General features: G+C 41.3%; 19 protein-coding genes and 1 pseudogene. 18 read left to right on the forward strand and 2 right to left on the reverse strand.

Annotation, left to right across the window (positions count from 1 at the left end; genetic code table 11):
• Positions 1-68: 68 nt before the first annotated feature.
• From pseB to EYR97_RS03825, 14 genes and pseudogenes are all read left to right on the forward strand, one after another.
• Positions 69-1073 (forward strand): UDP-N-acetylglucosamine 4,6-dehydratase (inverting), encoded by a 1005-nt coding sequence (pseB, locus tag EYR97_RS03760; RefSeq protein WP_131092494.1) that lies wholly within the window; start codon positions 69-71, stop codon positions 1071-1073.
• A complete protein-coding gene (gene pseC / locus EYR97_RS03765; RefSeq protein ID WP_131092495.1) occupies positions 1070-2230 on the forward strand; it encodes a UDP-4-amino-4,6-dideoxy-N-acetyl-beta-L-altrosamine transaminase in 1161 nt (386 codons plus the stop codon). The genes pseB and pseC overlap by 4 nt, the downstream gene beginning before the upstream one ends.
• A pseudogene (pseF, locus tag EYR97_RS03770) lies at positions 2227-2947 on the forward strand (pseudaminic acid cytidylyltransferase). The gene pseC and the pseudogene pseF overlap by 4 nt, the downstream one beginning before the upstream one ends.
• Positions 2948-2972: 25 nt before the next feature.
• The gene (gene pseI / locus EYR97_RS03775) at positions 2973-4019 is read left to right on the forward strand and encodes a pseudaminic acid synthase (RefSeq protein ID WP_131092496.1); all 1047 of its coding nucleotides are present in this window, start codon (positions 2973-2975) and stop codon (positions 4017-4019) included.
• 2 nt (positions 4020-4021) lie between these two features.
• Positions 4022-5074, forward strand: a complete 1053-nt coding sequence (pseG, locus tag EYR97_RS03780; RefSeq protein WP_131092497.1) for a UDP-2,4-diacetamido-2,4,6-trideoxy-beta-L-altropyranose hydrolase — start codon at positions 4022-4024, stop codon at positions 5072-5074.
• Positions 5075-5081: 7 nt separating this feature from the next.
• Positions 5082-5378 carry an acyl carrier protein gene (locus tag EYR97_RS03785; RefSeq protein ID WP_131092498.1) on the forward strand — a complete coding sequence of 99 codons (297 nt, stop codon included), beginning with the start codon at positions 5082-5084 and terminating at the stop codon, positions 5376-5378.
• Positions 5378-6088 (forward strand): SDR family NAD(P)-dependent oxidoreductase, encoded by a 711-nt coding sequence (locus EYR97_RS03790; protein ID WP_131092499.1) that lies wholly within the window; start codon positions 5378-5380, stop codon positions 6086-6088. The genes EYR97_RS03785 and EYR97_RS03790 overlap by 1 nt, the downstream gene beginning before the upstream one ends.
• A complete protein-coding gene (locus EYR97_RS03795) occupies positions 6088-7443 on the forward strand; it encodes a fatty acid--CoA ligase family protein (protein WP_131092768.1) in 1356 nt (451 codons plus the stop codon). The genes EYR97_RS03790 and EYR97_RS03795 overlap by 1 nt, the downstream gene beginning before the upstream one ends.
• A 301-nt stretch (positions 7444-7744) precedes the next feature.
• Positions 7745-7990, forward strand: a complete 246-nt coding sequence (locus EYR97_RS03800) for a GNAT family N-acetyltransferase (RefSeq protein ID WP_258313197.1) — start codon at positions 7745-7747, stop codon at positions 7988-7990.
• A 102-nt stretch (positions 7991-8092) separates the two neighbouring features.
• Positions 8093-11617, forward strand: a complete 3525-nt coding sequence (locus tag EYR97_RS03805) for a 6-hydroxymethylpterin diphosphokinase MptE-like protein (protein ID WP_131092501.1) — start codon at positions 8093-8095, stop codon at positions 11615-11617.
• Positions 11618-11731: 114 nt separating this feature from the next.
• On the forward strand, positions 11732-13033 hold the full coding sequence (aepX, locus tag EYR97_RS03810) for a phosphoenolpyruvate mutase (RefSeq protein ID WP_131092502.1): 1302 nt from the start codon (positions 11732-11734) through the stop codon (positions 13031-13033).
• Positions 13034-13037: 4 nt separating this feature from the next.
• Positions 13038-14174: a phosphonopyruvate decarboxylase gene (aepY, locus tag EYR97_RS03815; protein WP_131092503.1), complete on the forward strand. Its 1137-nt coding sequence runs from the start codon at positions 13038-13040 to the stop codon at positions 14172-14174.
• 1 nt (position 14175) lies between these two features.
• Positions 14176-15276, forward strand: coding sequence for a phosphonoacetaldehyde reductase (locus EYR97_RS03820; protein ID WP_131092504.1), 1101 nt, complete (start codon positions 14176-14178; stop codon positions 15274-15276).
• A 10-nt stretch (positions 15277-15286) separates the two neighbouring features.
• Positions 15287-16204, forward strand: coding sequence for a nucleoside-diphosphate sugar epimerase/dehydratase (locus EYR97_RS03825; protein WP_131092505.1), 918 nt, complete (start codon positions 15287-15289; stop codon positions 16202-16204).
• Positions 16205-16267: 63 nt separating this feature from the next.
• On the opposite strand, the gene EYR97_RS03830 is transcribed toward EYR97_RS03825, so the two are convergent.
• Positions 16268-17311: a glycosyltransferase family 52 gene (locus EYR97_RS03830; protein WP_131092506.1), complete on the reverse strand. Its 1044-nt coding sequence runs from the start codon at positions 17309-17311 to the stop codon at positions 16268-16270.
• Between the two features lie 408 nt (positions 17312-17719).
• Between EYR97_RS03830 and EYR97_RS03835 the strand changes: the two genes are divergently transcribed.
• Genes EYR97_RS03835 through EYR97_RS03850 form a run of 4 tightly spaced genes read left to right on the forward strand, consistent with a single transcriptional unit; the run spans position 17720 to position 21251 of the window.
• Complete coding sequence (locus EYR97_RS03835; protein ID WP_131092507.1) at positions 17720-18697, forward strand: NAD-dependent 4,6-dehydratase LegB; 978 nt, start codon at positions 17720-17722, stop codon at positions 18695-18697.
• Between the two features lie 14 nt (positions 18698-18711).
• Complete coding sequence (locus EYR97_RS03840; protein WP_131092508.1) at positions 18712-19716, forward strand: Gfo/Idh/MocA family protein; 1005 nt, start codon at positions 18712-18714, stop codon at positions 19714-19716.
• A gap of 10 nt (positions 19717-19726) precedes the next feature.
• A complete protein-coding gene (locus EYR97_RS03845) occupies positions 19727-20434 on the forward strand; it encodes a cytidylyltransferase domain-containing protein (RefSeq protein ID WP_131092509.1) in 708 nt (235 codons plus the stop codon).
• Entirely contained in the window at positions 20427-21251 is an 825-nt protein-coding gene (locus EYR97_RS03850) for an SDR family oxidoreductase (RefSeq protein ID WP_207308035.1), read from the forward strand. The genes EYR97_RS03845 and EYR97_RS03850 overlap by 8 nt, the downstream gene beginning before the upstream one ends.
• A 28-nt stretch (positions 21252-21279) precedes the next feature.
• Here EYR97_RS03850 and EYR97_RS03855 read toward each other — a convergent pair whose 3' ends face one another.
• Entirely contained in the window at positions 21280-22173 is an 894-nt protein-coding gene (locus EYR97_RS03855) for a hypothetical protein (RefSeq protein ID WP_131092510.1), read from the reverse strand.
• Positions 22174-22306: the final 133 nt, after the last annotated feature.

The raw sequence follows: 22306 nt of genomic DNA on the forward strand, positions 1-22306 counted from the left end.
AGTTGCTTTACTTATATTGTTATCAGTGTTTTGTGCTGTATAAACCTCAAAATAGTGAGAGCCCGGATATGATAGATTTCCATAATAAGTCAATTTTAATTACCGGAGGTACGGGTTCTTTTGGTAACCAATTTGTTCGTTACTTGACAGAAAGCTACTCTCCCAAAAAAATCATCATTTATTCTAGAGACGAATTAAAACAGTTTGAAATGCAACAGCGCTTTTCTCAATCATGCATGCGCTATTTTATCGGTGATGTGAGAGACAAAGAGCGCTTAAAAACGGCTATGAAAGACGTTGACTACGTCGTTCACGCTGCTGCGCTAAAGCAAGTGCCTGCGGCTGAATACAATCCTAATGAATGTATAAAAACTAACATTAATGGCGCGCAAAATGTCATTGATGCATCTATTGCTAATAACGTGTCACGTGTTATTGCACTATCAACAGATAAAGCGGCAAATCCAGTTAATCTCTATGGCGCGACAAAGTTGGCGTCAGACAAGCTATTTGTCGCGGCAAATAATATTTCAGGCGCTGATGGCCCGCGCTTTTCAGTGGTTCGATACGGTAACGTTGTTGGTTCTCGAGGATCTGTTGTACCTCATTATCGAAAATTGCTACAAGAGGGAGAAAAGCAGTTACCTGTGACGCATCCAGAAATGACGCGTTTTTGGATAACGCTAGATGAAGGTGTCAAATTTGTAGTAAAGAGTTTTTCAAGGATGCAAGGTGGTGAAATCTTTGTACCTAAAATTCCATCGGTTCGGATAACTGATTTAGTTGAGGCCATGAGTGGAAGCAAAGACTTTAAAGTGATTGGTATTCGCCCTGGCGAAAAGCTTCATGAAATTATGGTTCCCGAGGAAATGGCGCATCATACTGTAGAATTTAACGACCATTTTGTTATTGCGCCTGCGATTACTTTCTTTGATAAAACGCTTGATTATTTTAAAAACCGTTTGGATGAGAAAGGTGCACCTGCTGCAGATAAATTCGAGTATCACTCAGGGACTAATTCTCAATTTTTGACCGTTGGTGAGCTGAGGAATTTAGACAAGGCAACATTATGATCCCCTACGGCAGGCACAAAATATATCCAGAAGATATCGATGCTGTTACTGCTGTTTTGAAGGACAGCCTGTTAACTCAAGGTGAACAAGTACCTCAATTTGAACGGGCCGTTTGTGAGTATACGGGAGCCAAGTACGGCGTAGCATGTAACAGTGGTACTTCTGGTCTTCATTTGGCGTGTTTAGCGTTAGGTGTGAAAGAAGGTGATATTGTTTGGACTGTGCCAAATTCATTCGCTGCATCCGCTAATTGTGCACGTTATTGTGGCGCTGATATAGATTTCGTCGATATCGATCCTCAAACTCGAAACCTCTGCTTAAATCACTTATCGCAGAAACTCAATGAAGCAGCGAAGCACAATATGCTTCCCAAAGCGCTAGTTGTTGTTCACTTTGCTGGGCATAGCTGTGATATGGCGTCAGTAGCGGAAATTACTAAACCATTTGGTATTGCATTGATAGAAGATGCTGCACATGCCCTTGGTGGAAAGGATGCACTTGGTAATGCGGTGGGTAAATGTACCTATTCATTAATGACGGTTTTAAGCTTCCATCCAGTGAAGTCTATTACGAGTGCTGAAGGTGGAATGGTTTTAACCAATGATGCAAACCTAGCAACGTTACTACGTCGTTATTCTACTCACGGTATCACTCGTGATGAGAGTTTATTTGATACTGAAAATCGCGACCAACCATGGTTTTACACACAGCTTGAACTAGGTTACAACTATCGGCTGAGTGATCTGCATGCGGCGCTTGGGCGCTCTCAGATGATGCGTTTAGACAGTTTTGTATCTGCAAGATTAGCACTAGCTAAACAGTATGATGATTTACTCGTAGAACTACCAATAAAAAGGCCTTTGCTTGACGAAAATAGTGCATGGCATCTCTATACAATTGAACTAGTTAACCACGAAAGAGAAGCCGTTTTTAAAGCATTGAGAGGGCGTGGTATCGGTGTTAACGTGCATTACATTCCAATTCATTTTCACCCCTATTATAAAGCGTTGGGCTTTACAAAAGGTATGTTCCCTAATGCAGAAACGTACTATAAAAATGTAATAACACTTCCGCTTTTCCCTACTATGACAAACGAAGAACAAAGTGAAGTTGTTACTCAACTCACTGAGGTTCTAAAATCTGAGGTTACGAAATGAACCTCGCTATTATTCCTGCCAGGGGAGGTAGTAAGCGTATCCCTCTAAAAAAACATTCGTTTATTTGAAGGTAAACCGCTAATCGCTTATTCAATAGAAGTGGCCTCTCAGTCGAAGTGTTTTGATAAAATCATCGTCAGTACTGATTCCGAAGAAATTGCAGAGGTCGCTCGGGAATATGGAGCGAAAGTTCCATTTATCAGACCTGCGGCATTAGCCGATGACTTCACTGGGACGACAGCAGTAACTCGTCATGCCATACGAGCAATGCAAGAGCTTGGTTATAACTATGAATACAGTTGTTGCATTTATGCCACAGCCCCCTTTTTACAAGAGCGCTTTTTACAACAAGGCCTAAAAGCTTTAGTTGATAATAAAAACAAAGCGTTCGCTTTTTCCGCAACAACTTTTGCATTTCCCATTCAGCGCGCCATTTCAATTTCGGAACAAGGCGTTGAAGTTATGTTTCCAGAACATATAAAAAAGCGTTCGCAGGATTTGGTCGAAGCCTACCATGATGCAGGGCAGTTTTATTGGGGGAGATCTGAAGAGTATCTCAATGGTAATAAATCAATGTTTTCTCATCATAGCCACCCAATAATTTTACCTAGGCATTTAGTGCAAGATATTGATACTATTGAGGATTGGCAGCGAGCTGAGTTAATGTTCAAAGCCTATGTAGCGCAAAACCTGTCAGAGAGAACCAATATAATATAAAAGGTTAGGATTACAGAGGAAACAGATGAAAATAGCGAACAGGGTAATATCGTCGAAATCCAAGCCGTTTATTATTGCTGAGTTATCAGGCAATCACGCACAGAATTTTGAATTAGCGAAACAAATGGTGAGCGCTGCCGCATCTGCTGGCGTTGATGCTATCAAGCTTCAGACCTATACAGCTGACTCAATGACACTCAATATTGACTCTGATAACTTCCGTATAATGGAAGACGATTCACTGTGGCATGGGCAACACCTGCATGAACTTTACCAGCAGGCGAGTACGCCTTATGAATGGCACAAACCACTATTTGATTTTGCTTCTGAGTTGGGGCTTATTGCATTTAGTTCTCCGTTTGATGAAGCCGCTGTTGATTTTCTTGAGAGTCTAAATGTCCCTGCATATAAAATCGCTTCGTTTGAATTAACTGATATACCTTTAATTCAGAAGGTAGCGAAAACGGGCAAGCCTCTGATTATGTCAACAGGCATGGCGTCTGTAAGTGAAATTGAAGAAGCGGTTGCTGCTGCAAAAGACGTCGGTGCTGAGGACATCGTTCTTTTAAAGTGTACGAGTACTTACCCCGCGTCTCCTGAAAATACAAACTTGATGACAATACCTGATATGGCAAATAAATTTGGTTGTGCGGTAGGATTGTCTGATCATACTTTAGGGATTGGAGTGGCGGTTGCGTCTGTTGCACTGGGGGCTTGCGTTATCGAAAAGCACTTTGTTCTAGACCGAAATGCAGGTGGCGTTGATGCCGCATTTTCTCTAGAGCCCGATGAATTTAAGTTGTTGGTAGATAGCGCTGGGGTTGCTCATCAAGCCATGGGCGATGTGGTCTACGGAGGAACAGCTGCCGAGGAAAAGTCAAAATATTACCGACGCTCTATTTTTGCTAGAAAGGACATTCAACCTGGCGAGCGCTTTACCAGAGAAAACGTCCAAATTGTCCGCCCGGCGATAGGGCTTCAGCCTAAACATTTCAATCGTGTACTATCAGCATCAGCGCGCAATGCATTAAAAGCAGGTGATGCAATTTTTGATAAAGATCTTAGCGAATAACAATGCATATTGCTTTTCGTGTGGAAGGTAACAGCCAAATAGGCTTAGGCCATTTGATGCGCTGTTTGGCGCTTGCTCAGCATGGTGTCCAAAAAGGCTATCAGATTTCATTTTTGATGACATCACTATCCTATGAGCAAGCCTTAAATCGATCAGATTGGGTAGGTGAGGTCTCGCTCCTTGAAAATGCCCAAAATGAACTTGATGAACTTGAACGCTTTTGCTTGCGCAACAAGGTTGATGTTTTAATTCTGGATGGGTATCAATTTACTTGTGCTTATCGTTGTGAGCTTGCAAAGATATTGAAGGCGCAATCTGTACTCTTCGTTGCTATCGACGATAACAACGATCTTGGGAGGTTGTATGCAGACTGTATTATCAACCCCAATAGCCATGCATCGTCGCTAAATTATCATCAAACTGAAAGTTATGCACATTGCTGCTTAGGTGATTCATTTCGTATATTGCGCGGTGAATTTCACTTAACACCAAAGCAACAAAGCGAAGCCATAAGACTAGACAATCGGAGTGCTTTAACAATTATTTTAGGCGGCGCAGATACTACGAACTTGTCTTATGAATTGGCCGCTAAGTTTAGTGACGCTTTGCCACGCATCCCTATTAATGTCATTACTGGCGGTGCATTTCCACATGCGACACAGCTTTCAAAATTTGCTGATGAGACGATAAACGTTACTCACTGGCACAATGCACAGCAAGTGTCAGACATTTTTTTGGTCTCGCGACTGGTTATTTCAGCTGGTGGGGCGACGCAGTACGAGCTACAAGCGTTATACACACCAGCTATGTTACTGATCGTTGCTGACAACCAATTTCAAGCTTGTATGCAAAGTCACAATACAGGAAAAGCTGTTGCTTTAGATACGCGCAATGGTATGGAATCATGCGATATTGTTAAACAAGGCTTAAGCCTATGGCATGATGAAATGAAGCTAAAAGCGATAATGAATGCCAACGCGACTCAAGCCAACATTAACGGCGCCGATAACATCTTTAGCGCTGTAATCAAATTAAAATCATCATTAGGGAAGTAAGGTAATAATGATCGCATATCAAAAAATTCTTGAACTTATTTACTCCGCAATTGATGAACTCAATGCGGGCAACGGTGACGTTTCCGTTACCAAAGAAGAGAGTACACCATTATTCGGCGCTGCCAGTGTTCTAGATTCGGTTGATTTAGTTAATTTACTTCTATCTGTGGAGGAATTACTGGAGGATGAACTAGACATAGAATTCGTCATAGCAAATGAAAAAGCGTTGTCACAAAAAAATAGCCCATTTAAGACAATCGCTACACTTGCTCAGTACTTAACCGAAGAAATAAACTCTCTATAATGAACAATGCCAATTTAAACAGTGTTGTATTAATTACAGGTGCAAGCAGAGGCATAGGTCTTTACCTTACCCAGTATTACTTGGATAAAGGATATTGCGTTGTTGGCTGTAGTCGTTCTGAGTCAACGGTAAGTCACACAAATTATTCACATCACTGTCTCGATGTTAGTGACGAAAAGGCGGTTAAGACACTTTTCTCTACAATTCGAAAGGCTCGCAAACGACTTGATATTCTCATCAATAATGCTGGTATTGCGTCTATGAATCACGCCTTGTTAACGCCATTGGCAACGGTTGAGAAAGTCTTTTCTACAAATGTGTTTGCGAGTTTTTTATTCTGCCGTGAAGCTGTTAAATTAATGAGAAAAAATGGCTATGGTCGAATCGTTAATTTTTCAACCGTAGCTGTGCCCTTTGCGCTAGAAGGGGAAGCAATTTATGCTGCCTCTAAATCTGCAGTGGAAAGCCTCACAAAAATTTTAGCAAAAGAGTTTGCGGAGTTTGGTGTAACAGTAAATGCTTTAGGCCCCACACCTATTCTTACCGATCTCATCAAGAACATCCCTGACGATAAGTTAGATAAACTACTCGAAAAGCAAAGTATCAAACGTTTTGGAAAGATGACAGATGTGTCTAATGCAATAGACTTTTATATTCAACCTGAAAGTGAATTTATAACAGGGCAAGTATTGTACTTGGGAGGGGCGTGATGTTTATCGACTTTTTTCTTGATGTCTTTGAAGCGAACAAAAAAAGTGATGCTATTGTATGGCAAGAACGCGCCTATTCATACGAATGGTTAACTGAGAAAATTGGCTTTTGGAAGCAAGTGCTAGAAGAAAATCAAATATCTTCTGGAACCGTCGTAATGATAGAAGCTGATTATTCACCGAGTTCTATCGCTTTAATGTTGGCGCTTATTGAGCAAGCGACTATTCTGGTTCCCATCACAGCTTCCGTTGCACATAAGAAAGACGAGTTTATCGAAACGGCACAAGTTGAAACCATTATATCAATAGATAGTCATGACGATTTTCAAATAAAAACCTTGCTCGTGACGGCTGAACACCAACATATACTTGCATTGCGTTCTCAACGCGTACCGGGGCTTATTTTGTTTTCTTCGGGTTCAACAGGAAAAAGCAAGGCAGCAGTTCACGATATTGCAAAGCTACTTGAGAAATTCAAAGTACGTCGCCACGCATTGAGAGCGATTACGTTTTTATTATATGACCATATAGGTGGGGTAAACACGTTGCTGTATACCCTGTCCAATGCTGGCTGTGTTATCACTGTAAAAGACCGCAAGCCGGACACGGTTCTATCAACTGTCGAAAAATTTAAGGCAGAGCTTCTTCCTACATCACCAACCTTTATTAATTTAATCCTTATCAGCGAAGCATATAAACGCTTTGACTTAAGCACACTAAAGACGGTGACTTATGGTACAGAACCTATGCCTGAGTCAATTTTAGTGAGATTTAACCAGCTCTTTCCTCATATTCGGCTACTCCAAACTTACGGACTTTCTGAGATTGGTATTTTGCGCTCGAAGTCTGAGTCATCATCATCGCTTTGGATGAAAGTGGGTGGGGAAGGTTTTGAAACCAGAATAACTGATGACAATATTTTAGAAGTAAAAGCACATTCAGGGATGTTGGGTTATATGAACGCTCCTAGTCCTTACACCGAAGATGGTTGGTTTCATACTGGCGATAGGGTTGAGGTTAAAGGTGAATACATCAAGGTGTTAGGTCGAGAGTCAGAAATCATTAATGTTGGCGGACAAAAGGTGTACCCTGCAGAGGTAGAGAGTGTACTTTTACAACTGGACTATATTGCTGAAGCAGAGGTATTTTCTCAGCCTAATGCGTTATTGGGAAATATCGTGTGTAGTAAAATTAGATTAACAAGTGATGCTGAACACAAAGATAAAAAAGTAATCAAAGCCGACATTAAGCGTTATTGTCAGCAATTTCTTGAGCGCTTTCAGGTTCCTGCGAAGTTTATTTTCGATGAACACGAACAGTTTAGTTTACGATTTAAAAAGCAACGTACACTTTAATGGACATATCGCGTGTTTAAATTTCGGTATATCACATCTAACGATTTATCTATGATCATGACATGGAGAGCGAGCGAACATGTCAATCGTGTCATGTTGACAGATGTGCGTGTTGACATGGTAAAGCAGAGGCAGTGGTTTGAATCAATTCAAAATGACGCCCAGAATCGTTACTGGGTAATTGAATATAATCAACAGCCCATCGGTGTCATTAATCAGTCTGACGTTTGCCAGAAGCACTTGAGGTGTAGCTGGGGGGTTTTACATTGGTGAGCAAGAGTGGACACATTTAGGAGGACTCATCCCTCCTTACTTCTATAATTATGTATTCGAAAATAGCACCCTTCAAAAAATTACCGCGGAAGTCCTAAGCAATAATACGAGTGTTATGAAATTGCATTCACTCCACGGTTATCGTCACGTTGGTGTTTATGAATCTCACATAAACAAGGGGGACCAATGGCTTGATTTACACCTATTTGAATTACATAAGAAAACGTGGACTAATAAGAAGCGCTTCTCATCTTTTAATGCTGACTTTGACTAACATTACGCGAAAGTTAAAGTGGTATCTGGTATGAATTTAGGCCTATTGCATAAATTGTAAAGCATTAGGTGTTTAGAAGTTTTTATAAGGTTAACATCGACTATGCTAAAAAATATTCGATTGCACATAGACAAAGATGAAGAAAAACAAACGCAAGTCGAAAAGCTAACCGCAGCCTACATTGAAAGTCAATACAAGGCTAACTTACTCGCGTTCAGAACCTATATCCCGTCACTGGTTGAACAAATTAATACCATTCGAAATGACAATGTTTCGATTTTTTGTAACAAACAGGGGCAGTTTAATATCGTCGACTATGGTGTCGGTCGCACTCTATATGGCTTAGATCCTGCCAGTGAAATTCATGAGCAATATAGTAATCTAGCCAACAGAGCAATTTGTGTGGCGCTTAATTCAAAGGGCAATGCTCAGTATTCAGATACAAAAGCTAATGAAGAGGATCTTGGGGCGCTTTCTGATGCACTGTCAATCAGTGGTTATGACTACAGAGAAGAACTGCCTCAACATATAGAAACATTGGTTGTGTTGGGAATAGGCTTAGGGTTGCATATAGGTGAGCTGGTTAAAAACCATTCCATCGAGAACTTGGTAGTTTATGAACCAGAACTTCAGTATTTCAAATGTTCTATTTTTTGTAATAAATGGGACGAAATATTGAGCATTGCGAATGAAAAGGGCGTACGCCTTTTCTTTCAGCTAGGCAAAGATGGTCGCAACATTGTCAATGATATTGAAGAGTTAAATGAGCACTTCTCGCTCAATCAATTCCATGTGTATAAACACTACAATATTCCGGTTTTTGATAGCATTGAAAAAGCGTGTATACAAGGTGATTGGACGCGCTTAAAACGCGAGGGTCTTAACTTTAACTTATCTCAAACTCCAGTCGATTATGTACCGCGCTGGACACAATCAATACCTATTGATAGTTACCAAGACCCAGGCGAAGCTGCTCAGCTACGTCGCGAGCGAAACCTTGAAGCACTTAAGAAGTATTTTCCTGCTATTTACAAAACGTTTAAAAACTATAAAGCAGAGGTTTGGGTACCCGTTGAAGGAGACAACGGTGAGATCAATGTGCTTAAGAAAAGCAATCTAGTTTCGTGGTATGGCTTGTCTCCAAGACAAGAGTGTAATTTGAACTTTGAAAACTTTAGCGAACAGCCAAATAAAGATGGACTGATACTGGGCTACAAAGGGAAAAAATTAAAGAAGTATCTGCATTATCAGTTCGTAAATAGAACGGAGACGTTACTAAAGCAAGTTGAACAAGAAGAAGGAACGCTGCCGGAAACCTTAAAATCGTTAATTTTATTTGGCGTCGGTGTGGGCTATCAAATTGAAACTATGTTGGAAAAGCACAATGTAGAAAAGCTTTTCATCTGTGAGCCTAACAAGGATTTTTTTCACGCATCTCTATATGCCATTAAATGGGATGAGATCCTTGCTGATATTGATGAAAACGAAGGCCGCTTGTATATCAATATCGGTGATGATGGGACGAATCTGTTCAAAGACCTATTGAATCAATTTTATTCTATAGGGCCATATATACTGGCCAACACTTACTTCTATCAAAGCTACTATAACTCGGTCTTAGTTTCTGCCATTGCTCAGTTACGAGAGCAACTTCAAGTTGTTATCTCGATGGGAGAGTATTTTGATCATGCAAGATATGGTATCGCTCAAACCACTGAGATGCTCGATCGGCAAACCCCATTTATGCGCAAATCACCATCACAGTATCTGTCATTTGAAGACAAAGAAGTACCAGTATTTATTATTGGTAATGGGCCATCGTTAGATGATGCCATCGATAGTATCAGAGAGTGGCGTGAGCATGTGATTGTGGTCTCATGCGGTACCGCATTGTCTTCATTGCATAAACATGGGATTACTCCCGATTTCCACGCAGAAATAGAGCAAAATAGATCAACCTTTGATTGGTGCTGTAGGGTTGACGATTTTAATTATTTAAAAAATATTAGCTTAATATCAGTCAACGGAATCCACCCTGATACGTGTGACCTGTTCAAAGATGTTTTCATTGCATTTAAAGATGGTGAGTCATCAACAGTTTCTGCACTTGAAATACTTGGAAGAGAGAACTTTGAGGAGTTACGATTTGCGTTTCCAACGGTATCAAATTTAGCCGTAAATCTCTTTTCTAAATTAGGAATGCAGCAATTATATTTGTTTGGCGTTGATCTTGGTTTCTACAATAAGCGCAGTCATCACTCAAAAAATTCATCGTATTATATTGATGGTAAAGAAATATATGACTACGAGGCTGAGAACAATACTTCAATCGTGGTACCTGGAAACTTTCGTAAAACGGTATTCACGAAGTATGAGTTCAAGATGTCCAAGACTATTATTGAACAGTCATTAGCTACCAATTCTGTATCCTGCTTTAATTGTAGTGACGGCGCTAAAGTTGCAGGCGCAGTGCCGCTTCGTCCGGATATGGTTTTGGTAATGTCCACACCCCAACAGTGTTCGAATGCTCTGAAGTCTATCAAAAGTAATGCATTTTCGTCGTTTGAAGATGCGACCGGCTACAAAGAAACGTTTTATAAGCGTTATCGGTTGGATGCATTAGAAAACGAATTATCCACATTCATAGACAGGGCGCGAGAACCATTTTCAACCGTTGCCACGGTAGATAATTTTATTCACACTCAAAAAGAGCTCGTTTTTGCGTCATATAAAGGTAAGAAATCGCTCTTGTTCTACCTATTATATGGCACAGTGAACTATGCAAATGCCCTATTTAGCAAATTATCTTCTGCATCTCAAAACATGGAGCTGCTAGAACAAACGCGAGAGGAGTGGTTGAAGACGTTATTGGATATAAAAGAAGTTTATTTAGATAATGTTTCAGCATTTGATGTTGCGAGTTCGTGTGTTCACAACCGAGAATCTGTTTTCCTAAGATTGTGGGCTAAATCAAAAAATGCGGTGTTTAGTGCTATCGTCGAAGACAATTACGAATGTCTCGATACTTTCATTCAAGAGTATGCGGTTTTTGATAATAATACCAAGCGAGAAAGTTCGACAAGTTATCAAGTGGTATTCAGCGAACAGCCTTATGCCATAGATTATGACGAGACTTTATCTGATTACAGTTTAATTGGCGCATATGCCCCTTTTGAAAATATTATAACAAAGGCAAGCAACTCTTACTCACGCAATGAGAGTTACTATGTATGGTACATGCCTAGACCATTTGATGCATCGTGTTTTCTTAGTGGTGATATGCCTTTTATTCACAGTACTAGACAACATTTTGTAGCAGGCTTTTTGTGCAACATGGAACATGTATTCATGTTCTTGCCTAAGTATGAATTTACGGGCAGTTCGCTGGAACAGAAAGCACGCTACCTTGAACCTCTCATAGACTCCCTATCATGGGTTGATGCCTACGTGGAATACGCGCGATATATTGCTATCCCTCGCGCTGGCGTTGACGTGAATACACTTGAGTGTGACAACATAGGAAGTCGAGGTAAAGTTGTTCGCAAAAAAATACAGTTGGAATCACTACTATTGGAAGATTTAAGTGCAGACAAAGCCGAGCTATGGCTAGAAAAAATCAAAACATAACCGAGTATTCGTCAGCTATTGGCATCGAATAACAATATACTCTTCAATGTTTTATGTTTATTGCCGATAAACTATCGACACCTTAAACTGTATTAAATGATTGGAACCATAATTATGACAAAGAGTGTTTACGTGGGTATGAGCGCGGATCTAGTTCATCCTGGACACCTTAATGTACTAAAAGAAGCGGCAAAATTAGGCAGTGTAACCGTAGGACTTCTTACTGATGAAGCGATAGCCAGTTATAAGCGTGTCCCTTTCATGGAATTTGAGCAACGCCGAGAAGTAATTGAAAATATCAAAGGGGTTGATAACGTTATTGCGCAAACCACGCTAGATTATGTACCGAACTTAGAGCAACTTAAACCAGATTATGTTGTTCACGGTGATGACTGGAAGACGGGGGTGCAACAGAAAACACGTCAGCGCGTTATCGACTGTTTGGCACAATGGGGCGGTGAACTGGTGGAAGTGCCTTATACAAAGGGTATATCTTCGACGAAGCTACACCAAGCCATGAAGGAAGTGGGCACCACACCGGAAATTCGCCTTAAGTCGCTTAAACGCTTGTTAGCTGCTAAACCTCAAGTACGCTTTCTCGATATTCACAACGCCTTGTCTGGCTTGATTATAGAAAATACACGTATAGAAACTGAGTCGGGCGTAAAAGAGTTTGATGGTATGTGGGCCAGTAGCCTTACAGATTCTACCGCAAAAGGTAAACCTGATATTGAAGCCGTTGATGTATCATCGCGCATGAGTACGCTTAATGAGGTACTTGAAGTGACTACTAAGCCAATAATTTATGATGCAGACACCGGCGGTAAAACAGAACATTTTACCTTCACTGTAAAAACGCTTGAGCGTTTAGGAGTGTCAGCGGTAATTATTGAAGATAAAACAGGGCTTAAAAAGAACTCTTTGTTTGGAACTGAAGTTGCGCAAACGCAAGATTCAATTGAGAATTTTAGCCAGAAGATAGCTGCGGGTAAGCGCGCTCAAGCAACAAATGATTTCATGATTATCGCGCGAATTGAAAGCTTAATTTTGGGTAAAGGTGTTGATGATGCTATTGAGCGTGCCAAGGCATTTCTAGAGGCCGGTGCTGACGGTATCATGATACACAGTAGAGAAAAAACACCCGATGAGATTTTTGAGTTCTGTGATCGTTACGCTACGTTTGAAAATAAAAAAACGTTGATCGCAGTACCTTCTAGTTATAACAGTGTGTATGAATCAGAATTGGAAGCGCGAGGTGTGAATGTTGTCATTTATGCTAATCAGCTTTTGCGTAGTGCTTATCCCGCGATGTGTAATACGGCAGAATCTATTTTGCGTCACAGTCGAAGTGCTGAAGTTGACTCTAAGATGATGCCTATCAAGCAAATTTTAGAACTTATCCCTGGCGGTAAGTAGTACGATGTTGTCTCCAGATACGTTTTGTACGACATTACAGCAGCACGGTATTACCCAATATTATGGCGTACCTGATTCATTGCTTAAAAATCTTTGTAGCTACATTGATAATGCTTTTGAATCAGACGCTCATGTGATCACGGCAAATGAAGGAAATGCAGTGGCGATGGCCATGGGGCATTTTTTAGGTTCTGGCAAGCCAGCGGTAGTCTACATGCAAAATTCCGGTTTGGGGAATGTCGTAAACCCGCTGACCTCATTAGCAGATCCGGAAGTCTACAGTATACCCATGTTACTTGTGATTGGTTGGCGTGGTGAGCCCGGAGTTAAAGATGAACCCCAACATATTAAGCAGGGCCGAATCTCTGAGCAGCAGCTTAATGTATTGGACATCCCTTACATCATTCTTGATAGCACGACTTCTCTTGAGAAGAATCTGAAATCACTATTGCAAACAATGAGTAAACAGTCTCGACCGGTGGCTATTCTCGTGAAAAGTGATACGTTTAAAGCAATTGCAAAGGTATCCTCAAAAACTCCAGTTTATGCGATGAATAGAGAACAGGCGCTGGCGGTGTTACTCCCACAAGTACCGTCTGAGGCGCTTATTGTTTCAACCACTGGTAAAACATCGCGAGAGGTATTTGAAATACGAAAAGCCCATGGGCAAAAAAATACGGATTTTTTGACAGTGGGAGGAATGGGCCACACCTTATCTATAGCAATGGGAGTCGCCAAAGCGAAACCGCAAAAGCCTGTAGTCGCTCTTGATGGTGATGGGTCAATGTTGATGCACATGGGATCGTTAGCAATAGCAGGAAGCAGCGGCTTAAAAAACTTAATTCATGTGATATTAAATAATGCGTGCCATGACTCCGTAGGAGGCCAGCCCACGGTGGCGGGTAATATCGATATTGAACAGATTGCATTGGGCTGTGGATACAGTGCTTATAAGTGCTATGAAACGAGAGATGCATTGAATGAGTTTTGGAAAGACATAGAAAGCCAATTGAGAGAGACAGATGGCCCAATGCTGTTGGAAGTGAAAATTAACAAAGGTGCGCGCACTGACTTAGGTCGCCCAACTTCTACTCCAATAGAAAATAAGCTAGCGTTTATGCAGCACTCTGTTGAGTATTAAGATGGATAAACTACACCCTTCTATCCCTGACGATGTTGCTCGTGGCATCGATGTGTCTGATGATTATCTCACATCGTTAAATAAAGTGGTTAAACCACATGAACATGTACTGCTTGTCACCAGTAAAGGCTTTGTTTCACGAGGGCTGGTGGCTACTATACGCACTCAGCTGCAATGTGCGACATTGTCAATTGTGGATGATGTTACTGCCAATCCTGAAATGGCTTTTATTGATGCTATTTATGCCAAATTTGTTGATAGGGGCATCAAACATATTGTTGCTTTAGGCGGCGGCAGTGTAATGGATACGGCTAAGGTGTTGTCTTCACTTCTTGATAAGAAATACCTGTCAGTGACAGAGCTTTTGGCTACTCCAACCGAAGGTCGACAAAATGTTCGTCTAACTACCATTCCGACGACTTCTGGAACAGGGGCTGAAATTACGCCTTTCGCCACAGTTTGGGATTCGTATAACAGCAAAAAATACTCTGTGACAAATGTACACGCAGATTTCATTATCTTATGTCCCTCACTAACGCGTGACCTACCTAAATCGGAGACAATGAATACGGCGCTTGATGCACTGTCTCATGCGTTAGAATCACTGTGGAATGTTAACCGCTCGGAACAATCAGCGATGTATGCAAAAGAAGCAATTACGTTGATTTGTGATGCATTACCTAAAGCGTTAAATGACGGACATGATTTATCTGCTAGAAAAGCACTCCAACAAGCGGCACTGCTGTCAGGACTGGCGATTTCAATAACGAAAACGGCGCTTGCCCACGCGATTTCCTATCCCATCACCTTAGCGTTCAATGTACCTCATGGGTTAGCCTGTAGCTTTACATTAGTGCCGTTACTAAAATATGTGGGAGCGAGGCCACTTGAGCTATCAGAGGAACAGGCTGATAAAGTTATTCATCTTCTTGATTCACTCAAACTACATGATGTAATGAATGAATACGCCTTGTTACCTGATTTATTAACAGCGGTTGACCGTGAATTAGACCCATCTCGCGCAGGGAATTTTATCTCGCCAGTAACGCCTGAATTAGTGAAGACTGTTATTGAAGAAAGCATGCAAAACGCTGACACCTGAGGGTAAATATATGATGATAAAAACACTGTTGTTTGGTGCCGGAGCGAGCGCAAAAGCGTTCATGTCCAACTGCGCTGAGGAACGAGAGTTTGTTGGTATTGTCGATAACGATAAAAACAAAGATGGTCAAGTGTTAGACGGTGTTGTGATCTGTGGGCCGGAAAAATTAACCGAGTTTACCTATGATGAAATTGTTATTACGACCCAATGGGCGAGCGAAGTTAAGACTCAGCTAATAGATTCACTTGGTATAGCACCAGAAAAAATCTGCATTCCGCCTAAAAGCAAGCTCAAAAAACAAACGCCGCCCTTTTACAACGAGGTTACTCGTGCATTTGGGCGTAAGATAATATGTGAGTTATCAGCTATCGCGATTGAGCGTAATGTGCCGTTGGTATTGGACTTTGGCACGTTACTAGGTGTCATAAGAGAACGCGATATAATTGCATGGGATGACGATATCGATATGTCTGTTCCGGAAGGTTTTTTTGACCTCACAATCGACGTTATCGAGCGTTTTATTTCACAAGATAATAGTGGGGTATCATGGCAAGTCGAGAAGACCCTAGACAAGAGCGGGCGCGGCATGGGAATTGTTTTACTTTTTGTAGACCCTGAGAATTCGCTTTCAGATTTTAAAACTACTTTTAGCATTCGAGAGTTTAAGGAGGGGAAATCAATCCACCTTCCGAGTTTAGGAATGTGGTTTTCTCCTGAAGAGCATTTTCGTCACGCCGAGACTATTAATTGGTATGGAAACTCAATTCAAATACCAGCTAAAGCAAAAGACTACTTAGCGTTCCTATACGGCGATGACTGGCATACTCCAAAGAAAAATATCACATTTTCTGACTACGCGAACACACAAGCCGTAGAGTTTAGTGAATTTTTGGACGCGGGACTGCATGTGGATAAAGATACGCAGTAGCGCAAGGGCATGCTCACTCGTCACCCGCTTCGCATCAGAGACTTCGAGAGTTCACTCGTGGGATTAGACTATACCTTCAATAACCTTCAAGCGCAGCGCAAAATGTTCGTAGCACAGTTCATTAGCATCAAAATCAGATAAAAAACCGTTGCGAGATTTTCTCTGTAAAACTGCATCGTCATAGTTACTCGAGTCAATCCTAAATGCCTCAACATGGAGACCGGTTTGAAACTTGGCAATATTCCATAACGCTGTGGAGAAAAAACCTGAAATAGTGTGAGGGACACTATCAAGGGTCATAACAAAGTGCTCAACTGGCATCGACGTTTCTATAACACAGAGGTTTTTAAAGCCTTTGAGTTGCGCAACTTGTTCTTCAGTTTCTCTTGGGTGTGGTAAATACAAAAAGCGCTTATCAGAGTAGTAATTGACAATGCGCTCCATTAGTCGATTGTACATATCGTTGCTGCAAAATCTGCCATTTCCCAGAGGTTGCCCGAGAAAGAGTACCGATTGAGGGTCAGTGTTGGTGTGAGTATAGCGTATAGATTGCAACGGGTTTTTGACTACTCTAATGGCCTGAGATGAAGGGAAATCAAAAATTGTAAAAAGGTTATAAGGCGTGTGCTTCATGTCCCATAGGCCGTACTTTCGTTTTACCTTTTCAATTTGTTCTGTGCGTTCTATGTTTGTACTTTTACCTAACGGGTAATAAACACCATGCGTTTTTAAGCTATGCATTGTGGTTATGGTTAGAGCGCCATCGTCCATTAAAAAGGTATTTTTGTTTGCTAGCGCATTCACGCAATCAACAAAAATATAGAGCCTGGCATCTCCTAGAAACACAAAGTCAAAGTCGTATGTTTTAAGATGAGAAATGCGTTCTGAATATTCTTTTATGCACCCTTCAATGTCGTGATCATCTCGCTCACATAATAAAGTATTCACATTTTCGGGAAGAAGTTCGTTTATTTGAGCTAACCATTTTTCATTATTTTTTGAATGGACAATAAAAAATACACTTTGGGTAATACCGAATACTGGTATAGCTTCACATGCGTTTTGCACGTGCAACGGGGTTTGAACTAAAAACAGGGCAGACGACATGAGTGTTTTACCTTTTGGACATCCTCAAATATACCAAGTGTACCTTAAAGGCCAAAATCAGGAGGTTATTTACTTTTACCAACCAAAAGCATAACACTGAAGAGAAGTTATGTCCCAATGTTTGATTATTCTCCACCGGGTGTTTGGGCTTTTTTGTGATATAAATCAGCCTTGTAACGCGATCTGTTTTTAAGGCAGTTTTGTTTTTTAGTCGCTAATGTCTAGCTGTAGCTTTGAGCGTGCTTTGGGTGATGGATTATTTATGAGGTCAATTTAATTAACGTCTATCCTCGGGCAGAATCGCACTTAATTTCTTCGAACAGTCGTGTGATTATGGCAATTAGCATGCTTTCACGCGTACTATATACTTAGCTGTACACGTCGATAACAAAAAAGATAAGGAAAATTATGCAAAAGGCACTGGTAACTGGTGGCGATGGTTTTATTGGCTCTCATCTAGTTGAGGCGCTGCTGGCTAGGGGGTATTGCGTAAGAGCGTTAGTCAACTATAACTCTTTCAACTCTTGGGGGTGGTTAGATAACGTTTCACACGAAAACTTAGAAGTAGTCGCAGGTGATATTCGTGATCCTTTTCTGTGTGACTCTCTTTGCAAAGGCGTTGACGTGGTTTTTCATTTGGCAGCGCTTATAGCAATTCCGTACTCGTATGCTGCGCCACAAAGTTATGTTGAGACCAACGTAAACGGAACAATGAATCTATGTCAGGCTGCCGTGCGGCACAATGTTTCTAAGTTTATACAGACATCGACCAGTGAAGTTTATGGAACGGCTCAGTATGTTCCGATAGACGAAGCGCATCCGCTTCAGCCACAATCTCCGTATAGCGCATCTAAAATCGGTGCGGACGCGATGGCAATGAGTTACTTCTACTCATTCGGCTTACCGGTAACCATTGCCCGCCCATTCAACACCTACGGGCCAAGGCAATCAGCAAGAGCCATTATTCCAACCATTATTTCTCAAATTGCTGCTGGAAAAGCGATAATTCAGGTGGGTGATTTATCACCTACGCGTGACTTTAATTATGTAGCTGATACATGTGCGGGTTTCATTGCCATTGCTGAAGCCGAAAAAACGCAAGGCGAAACCATAAATATTGCCACGAACAGCGAAGTGAGTATGGAAAAAACACTCGACACAATAAAACGATTAATGAATAGCAACGTTACTTTTTCTGTTGACCCTGAGCGCATAAGACCAAAAGATTCTGAGGTGTTTCGTCTTTTGGGAGACAATGCCAAATTAGTGAAACTTACTGGATTCACTCCCTCGCACAGCCTAGAACTAGGGCTTCAAAAAACGATAGACTGGTTTACGCAAGATACAAATTTACGTCGCTACAAAACCGACATTTACAACGTGTAACGGGTCTGGGAGTTATGCTGTTGAAAGTACTGGTTATCGGAACTGGCTCTGTAGGGCTTAGACATATTGCGAATTTAGTTGAGCTAGGTTGTCGTGTTTATGCATTCAGTTATCGTGGTCAAAGCGGCGTCAATCGTCACCTTGATGTATTTCCCGAATCGGTAGAATTAGTCGACTCTATCGAAGATAGTGTGCTGTCAGTATTTGATGCCGTCGTCATTGCCAATAGTACTCACCTACACATCGAGTGTGCACTGCGATGTGCCCGTTTGAATAAACCTTTTTTTATCGAAAAGCCTCTTAGTCATAATATGAAAGGGGTAGATGAGCTTCGAAGTCTGGTACAGGGTAACAAATGTATTGTTGAGGCGGGCTACATGATGCGCTGCCATCCAAATCTGCAGTGGATTAAAGCTTTGTTGAGTGAAAAGTACATTGGAGACATTGCTTACATAAGGTGCGCTGTTGGGCAATGGTTACCTGATTGGCGCCCAGATTCAAATTATCGAAAAAGCTACAGTGCAAAGCGAGATAGTGGTGGCGGTGTAATTTTTGACCTTATACATGAATTGGACTTGATTCAATGGCTAGGTGGAGCGGTTAGTGAAATTAATGCCATGGTGGCGCACTGGGAAAACCTTGACATTGAGACAGAAGCAATTGCTCAAATAGGTATAAGAACATCTAATAATATTTTGGGGCAAATACATTTAGATTATGTCCATCCAACGTATCATCGGGACTTTGAAATTGTGGGAGCAAAAGGTGCTATATACTGGGACTACACAAAAAATGAGGCCTGCTGCATTATGCGTAATTCAGACGAAGACTGCCAGAACACCTTGCCAGAAACGTTTAAGCGCAACGATATGTTCTTAAGTCATATGCATCATTTCTTAATGCGAGTTCAGAACCATGCAATTCCGCCGATAAGTAGTTTAGAAGATAGTATTCACGCATTAAAAGTTGCTTTGGCCGCGCATGATGCGGCCTCTTCAGGCTGTACCCAATTGTTGTAAGGAAAAAATAATGGCTGTAACGTGTGTCATTGGTGCAAGAGGTGGTTCGAAAGGGGTTAAAAACAAAAATATACGCCCTCTTTTAGGGAAACCACTTATTACATGGTCTATTGAACAGGCTATGCGTTGTCCAGAGGTTGATCGTGTAGTTGTGTCTACCGACAGTGAGGCTATTGCAAAAGTCGCACTTGAAGCAGGTGCTGTCGTTCCTTTTTTGCGACCTGCAGAGTTGGCAGATGATAAAGCGGGTAAATGGGAAGTGTGGCAACATGCACTTGATGCTTGTGATGAACATTTTGATACACCCACTTCCCTGTACGTTGATTTGGATTGTACATCACCACTTAGAGACGTTGAAGATATTAGTCGCGCTATTACACAATTCAGAGAAACAGACATTGATGCAGTGTTTTCCATCTGTGAAGCGAGAAAAAACCCCTATTTTAATATGCTTGAAATGCAGGATGATAAGCTAACCATAAGTAAGCGGCTTCCTAAACCTATTGTAAGGCGGCAAGATGCTCCTAATGTTTATGAACATGTAGCGTCCATTTATGTACTCGCACCTTCCTATCTTCGCACTGGTACAGGCTTGTTAAGTGGAAAAACCCAAGGTTACGATATAGGCGTAGACAAAAGTCTAGATTTAGACAGTGAATTTGACTTCGCGTTAATAGAATATTTGATGAAAAAGAAACAAGGATTACTGAGTGACTGACACACACGATATTGAGTTATCTCGTTTCGCTATAGACAACAAGGTGATCGTAGTTACTGGGTGTACTGGTGTACTTGGTCAAGCTTATTGCAAAGCGCTTTCGCTACGAGGCGCGAAGCTCGTTATGGCCGATTTGGCTGAGCGTAGTCCCGTTATGGCAGCATCTCAACTTTCTCAAGAAACGGGAACAGAAACACTGGGAGTGGTGTGCGACGTATCTAATGAAAGTGATGTAGTGTCATTATTTGAGCGAGCACTTTCAGCATTTGGACGCGTTGATGTTGTACTGAATAATGCCGCGGCAACCGGTGAACATCTTATGCGTGAAGGGGACGTTTTTGCGGATTTTGAGTCATATCCTCTCGAGGTATGGGAGAAAGTATTAAACACTAATTTGACGGGGATGTTCTTGGTCGCACGGGAAGGCGGTAAAGCAATGCTTTTAAATGGCGGCGGCAGTATGATCAATGTTTCGAGTATTTATGGCGTTGTAGCACCTGATCATCGTCTCTATGATGGTATGCCTTTTCGTTCATTCGCAGCGTATTCTGCCGCAAAAGCAGGTGTGCACGGTCTCACGCAATGGTTATCAACTTATTGGGGGGAAAAAGCAATCCGCGTCAATACCCTAGTTCCTGGCGGTGTCAACAACGGTCATAGCGACACATTTAAATCTCGTTATGCACAGCGAACGCCAATGAACAGGATGGCAGAAAAAGACGATTTAGTGGGCATGGTTATCTATTTATCTTCGGAAGCCTCTCGCTATTGTACGGGGCAAAAGTTTATCGTAGATGGCGGGTTGACGGCATGGTAGCCGTCAACGAAATGCGCGAGTTAAGTCTCTATTTGATCAACCAATTATTGTTCAGGCAAAACTGTAGTTTTTTTGCGTTAATTTTCCCAAGTGGTGCTTCTTGTAATTCAAAGTAGTGAACGTCGCCAGTTTCATCAAAGAAGTAAGCCCAATTCCTTTTTAGGTATGCTTTCAAAAAGCGCGCATTCGCCGTCCTTCCATCAACCAGAATCAATGTGCCTGGTTCCAAAAAAAACTCGAAACGCAATATATCGGCAGACATAGGCATTCTGCATTGGTCTGCCATCGAAAACCCATTTATTTCTGACGTTGAACCAAATTGAGAAGGACCATCAAGATAAATTAAATCGGGCGCGATGTTGGGTAGTTTGGTATATATTGTGGCAAAACGATGATCGTACTCAATTAGCTCCACAGAGCTTCTAGACAATGATACGTGTGGCGCTAATTCATCGGATAACCGCGCTTGAGTAATGTCCAGAAATCGCTGCTCCTCTTCAATTGAATAAACATGAAAATGTTTGTCTGCGCGAAAGTTGTCATGCGAAAAATCACTAAATGACTGACTGAGTATCTGCATCGCATTAGCTAAGATGAGTGTGCTGTAACCACTACCAAACTCTAACAGGTTGATTGGCTTTCTAGTCAGCGTTAAGAAATGAAGTCGACAAAGGTCTGCATACTCCGGTTCAAACGGTTTGTCTTGAGACGAAGCAGTGACCGTTCTTTTTAACTCATTATGATTATTATTTTGCTTATCAACGGCTAAATCGGAAAATAGGCTATCAATTGACAAAGCATCTTTATATCGAGAGACTTCGCTTGGCATATTGAAGCTATTGAGCGAAAATGTAGAAAGAATATTTTTAAGTTCATGATATTCCGATGAAATACATATGTCGTTAGTGTTCTTTTTATCCATTTTTGTTTGCTCGTAATCGGTTATAGTTATAAAGCTAAACAGCGTATCATGAAGCAGTAAGATTATATCACTTAGTGACCTTAAGATTTCGCTTTTGCACACGATATAGTTTAGTTAGAAAAGGGCAATATAA

The sequence above is a fragment of the Alteromonas sp. KUL42 genome (assembly GCF_006538325.1).
In the GTDB taxonomy this organism is placed as follows: domain Bacteria; phylum Pseudomonadota; class Gammaproteobacteria; order Enterobacterales; family Alteromonadaceae; genus Alteromonas.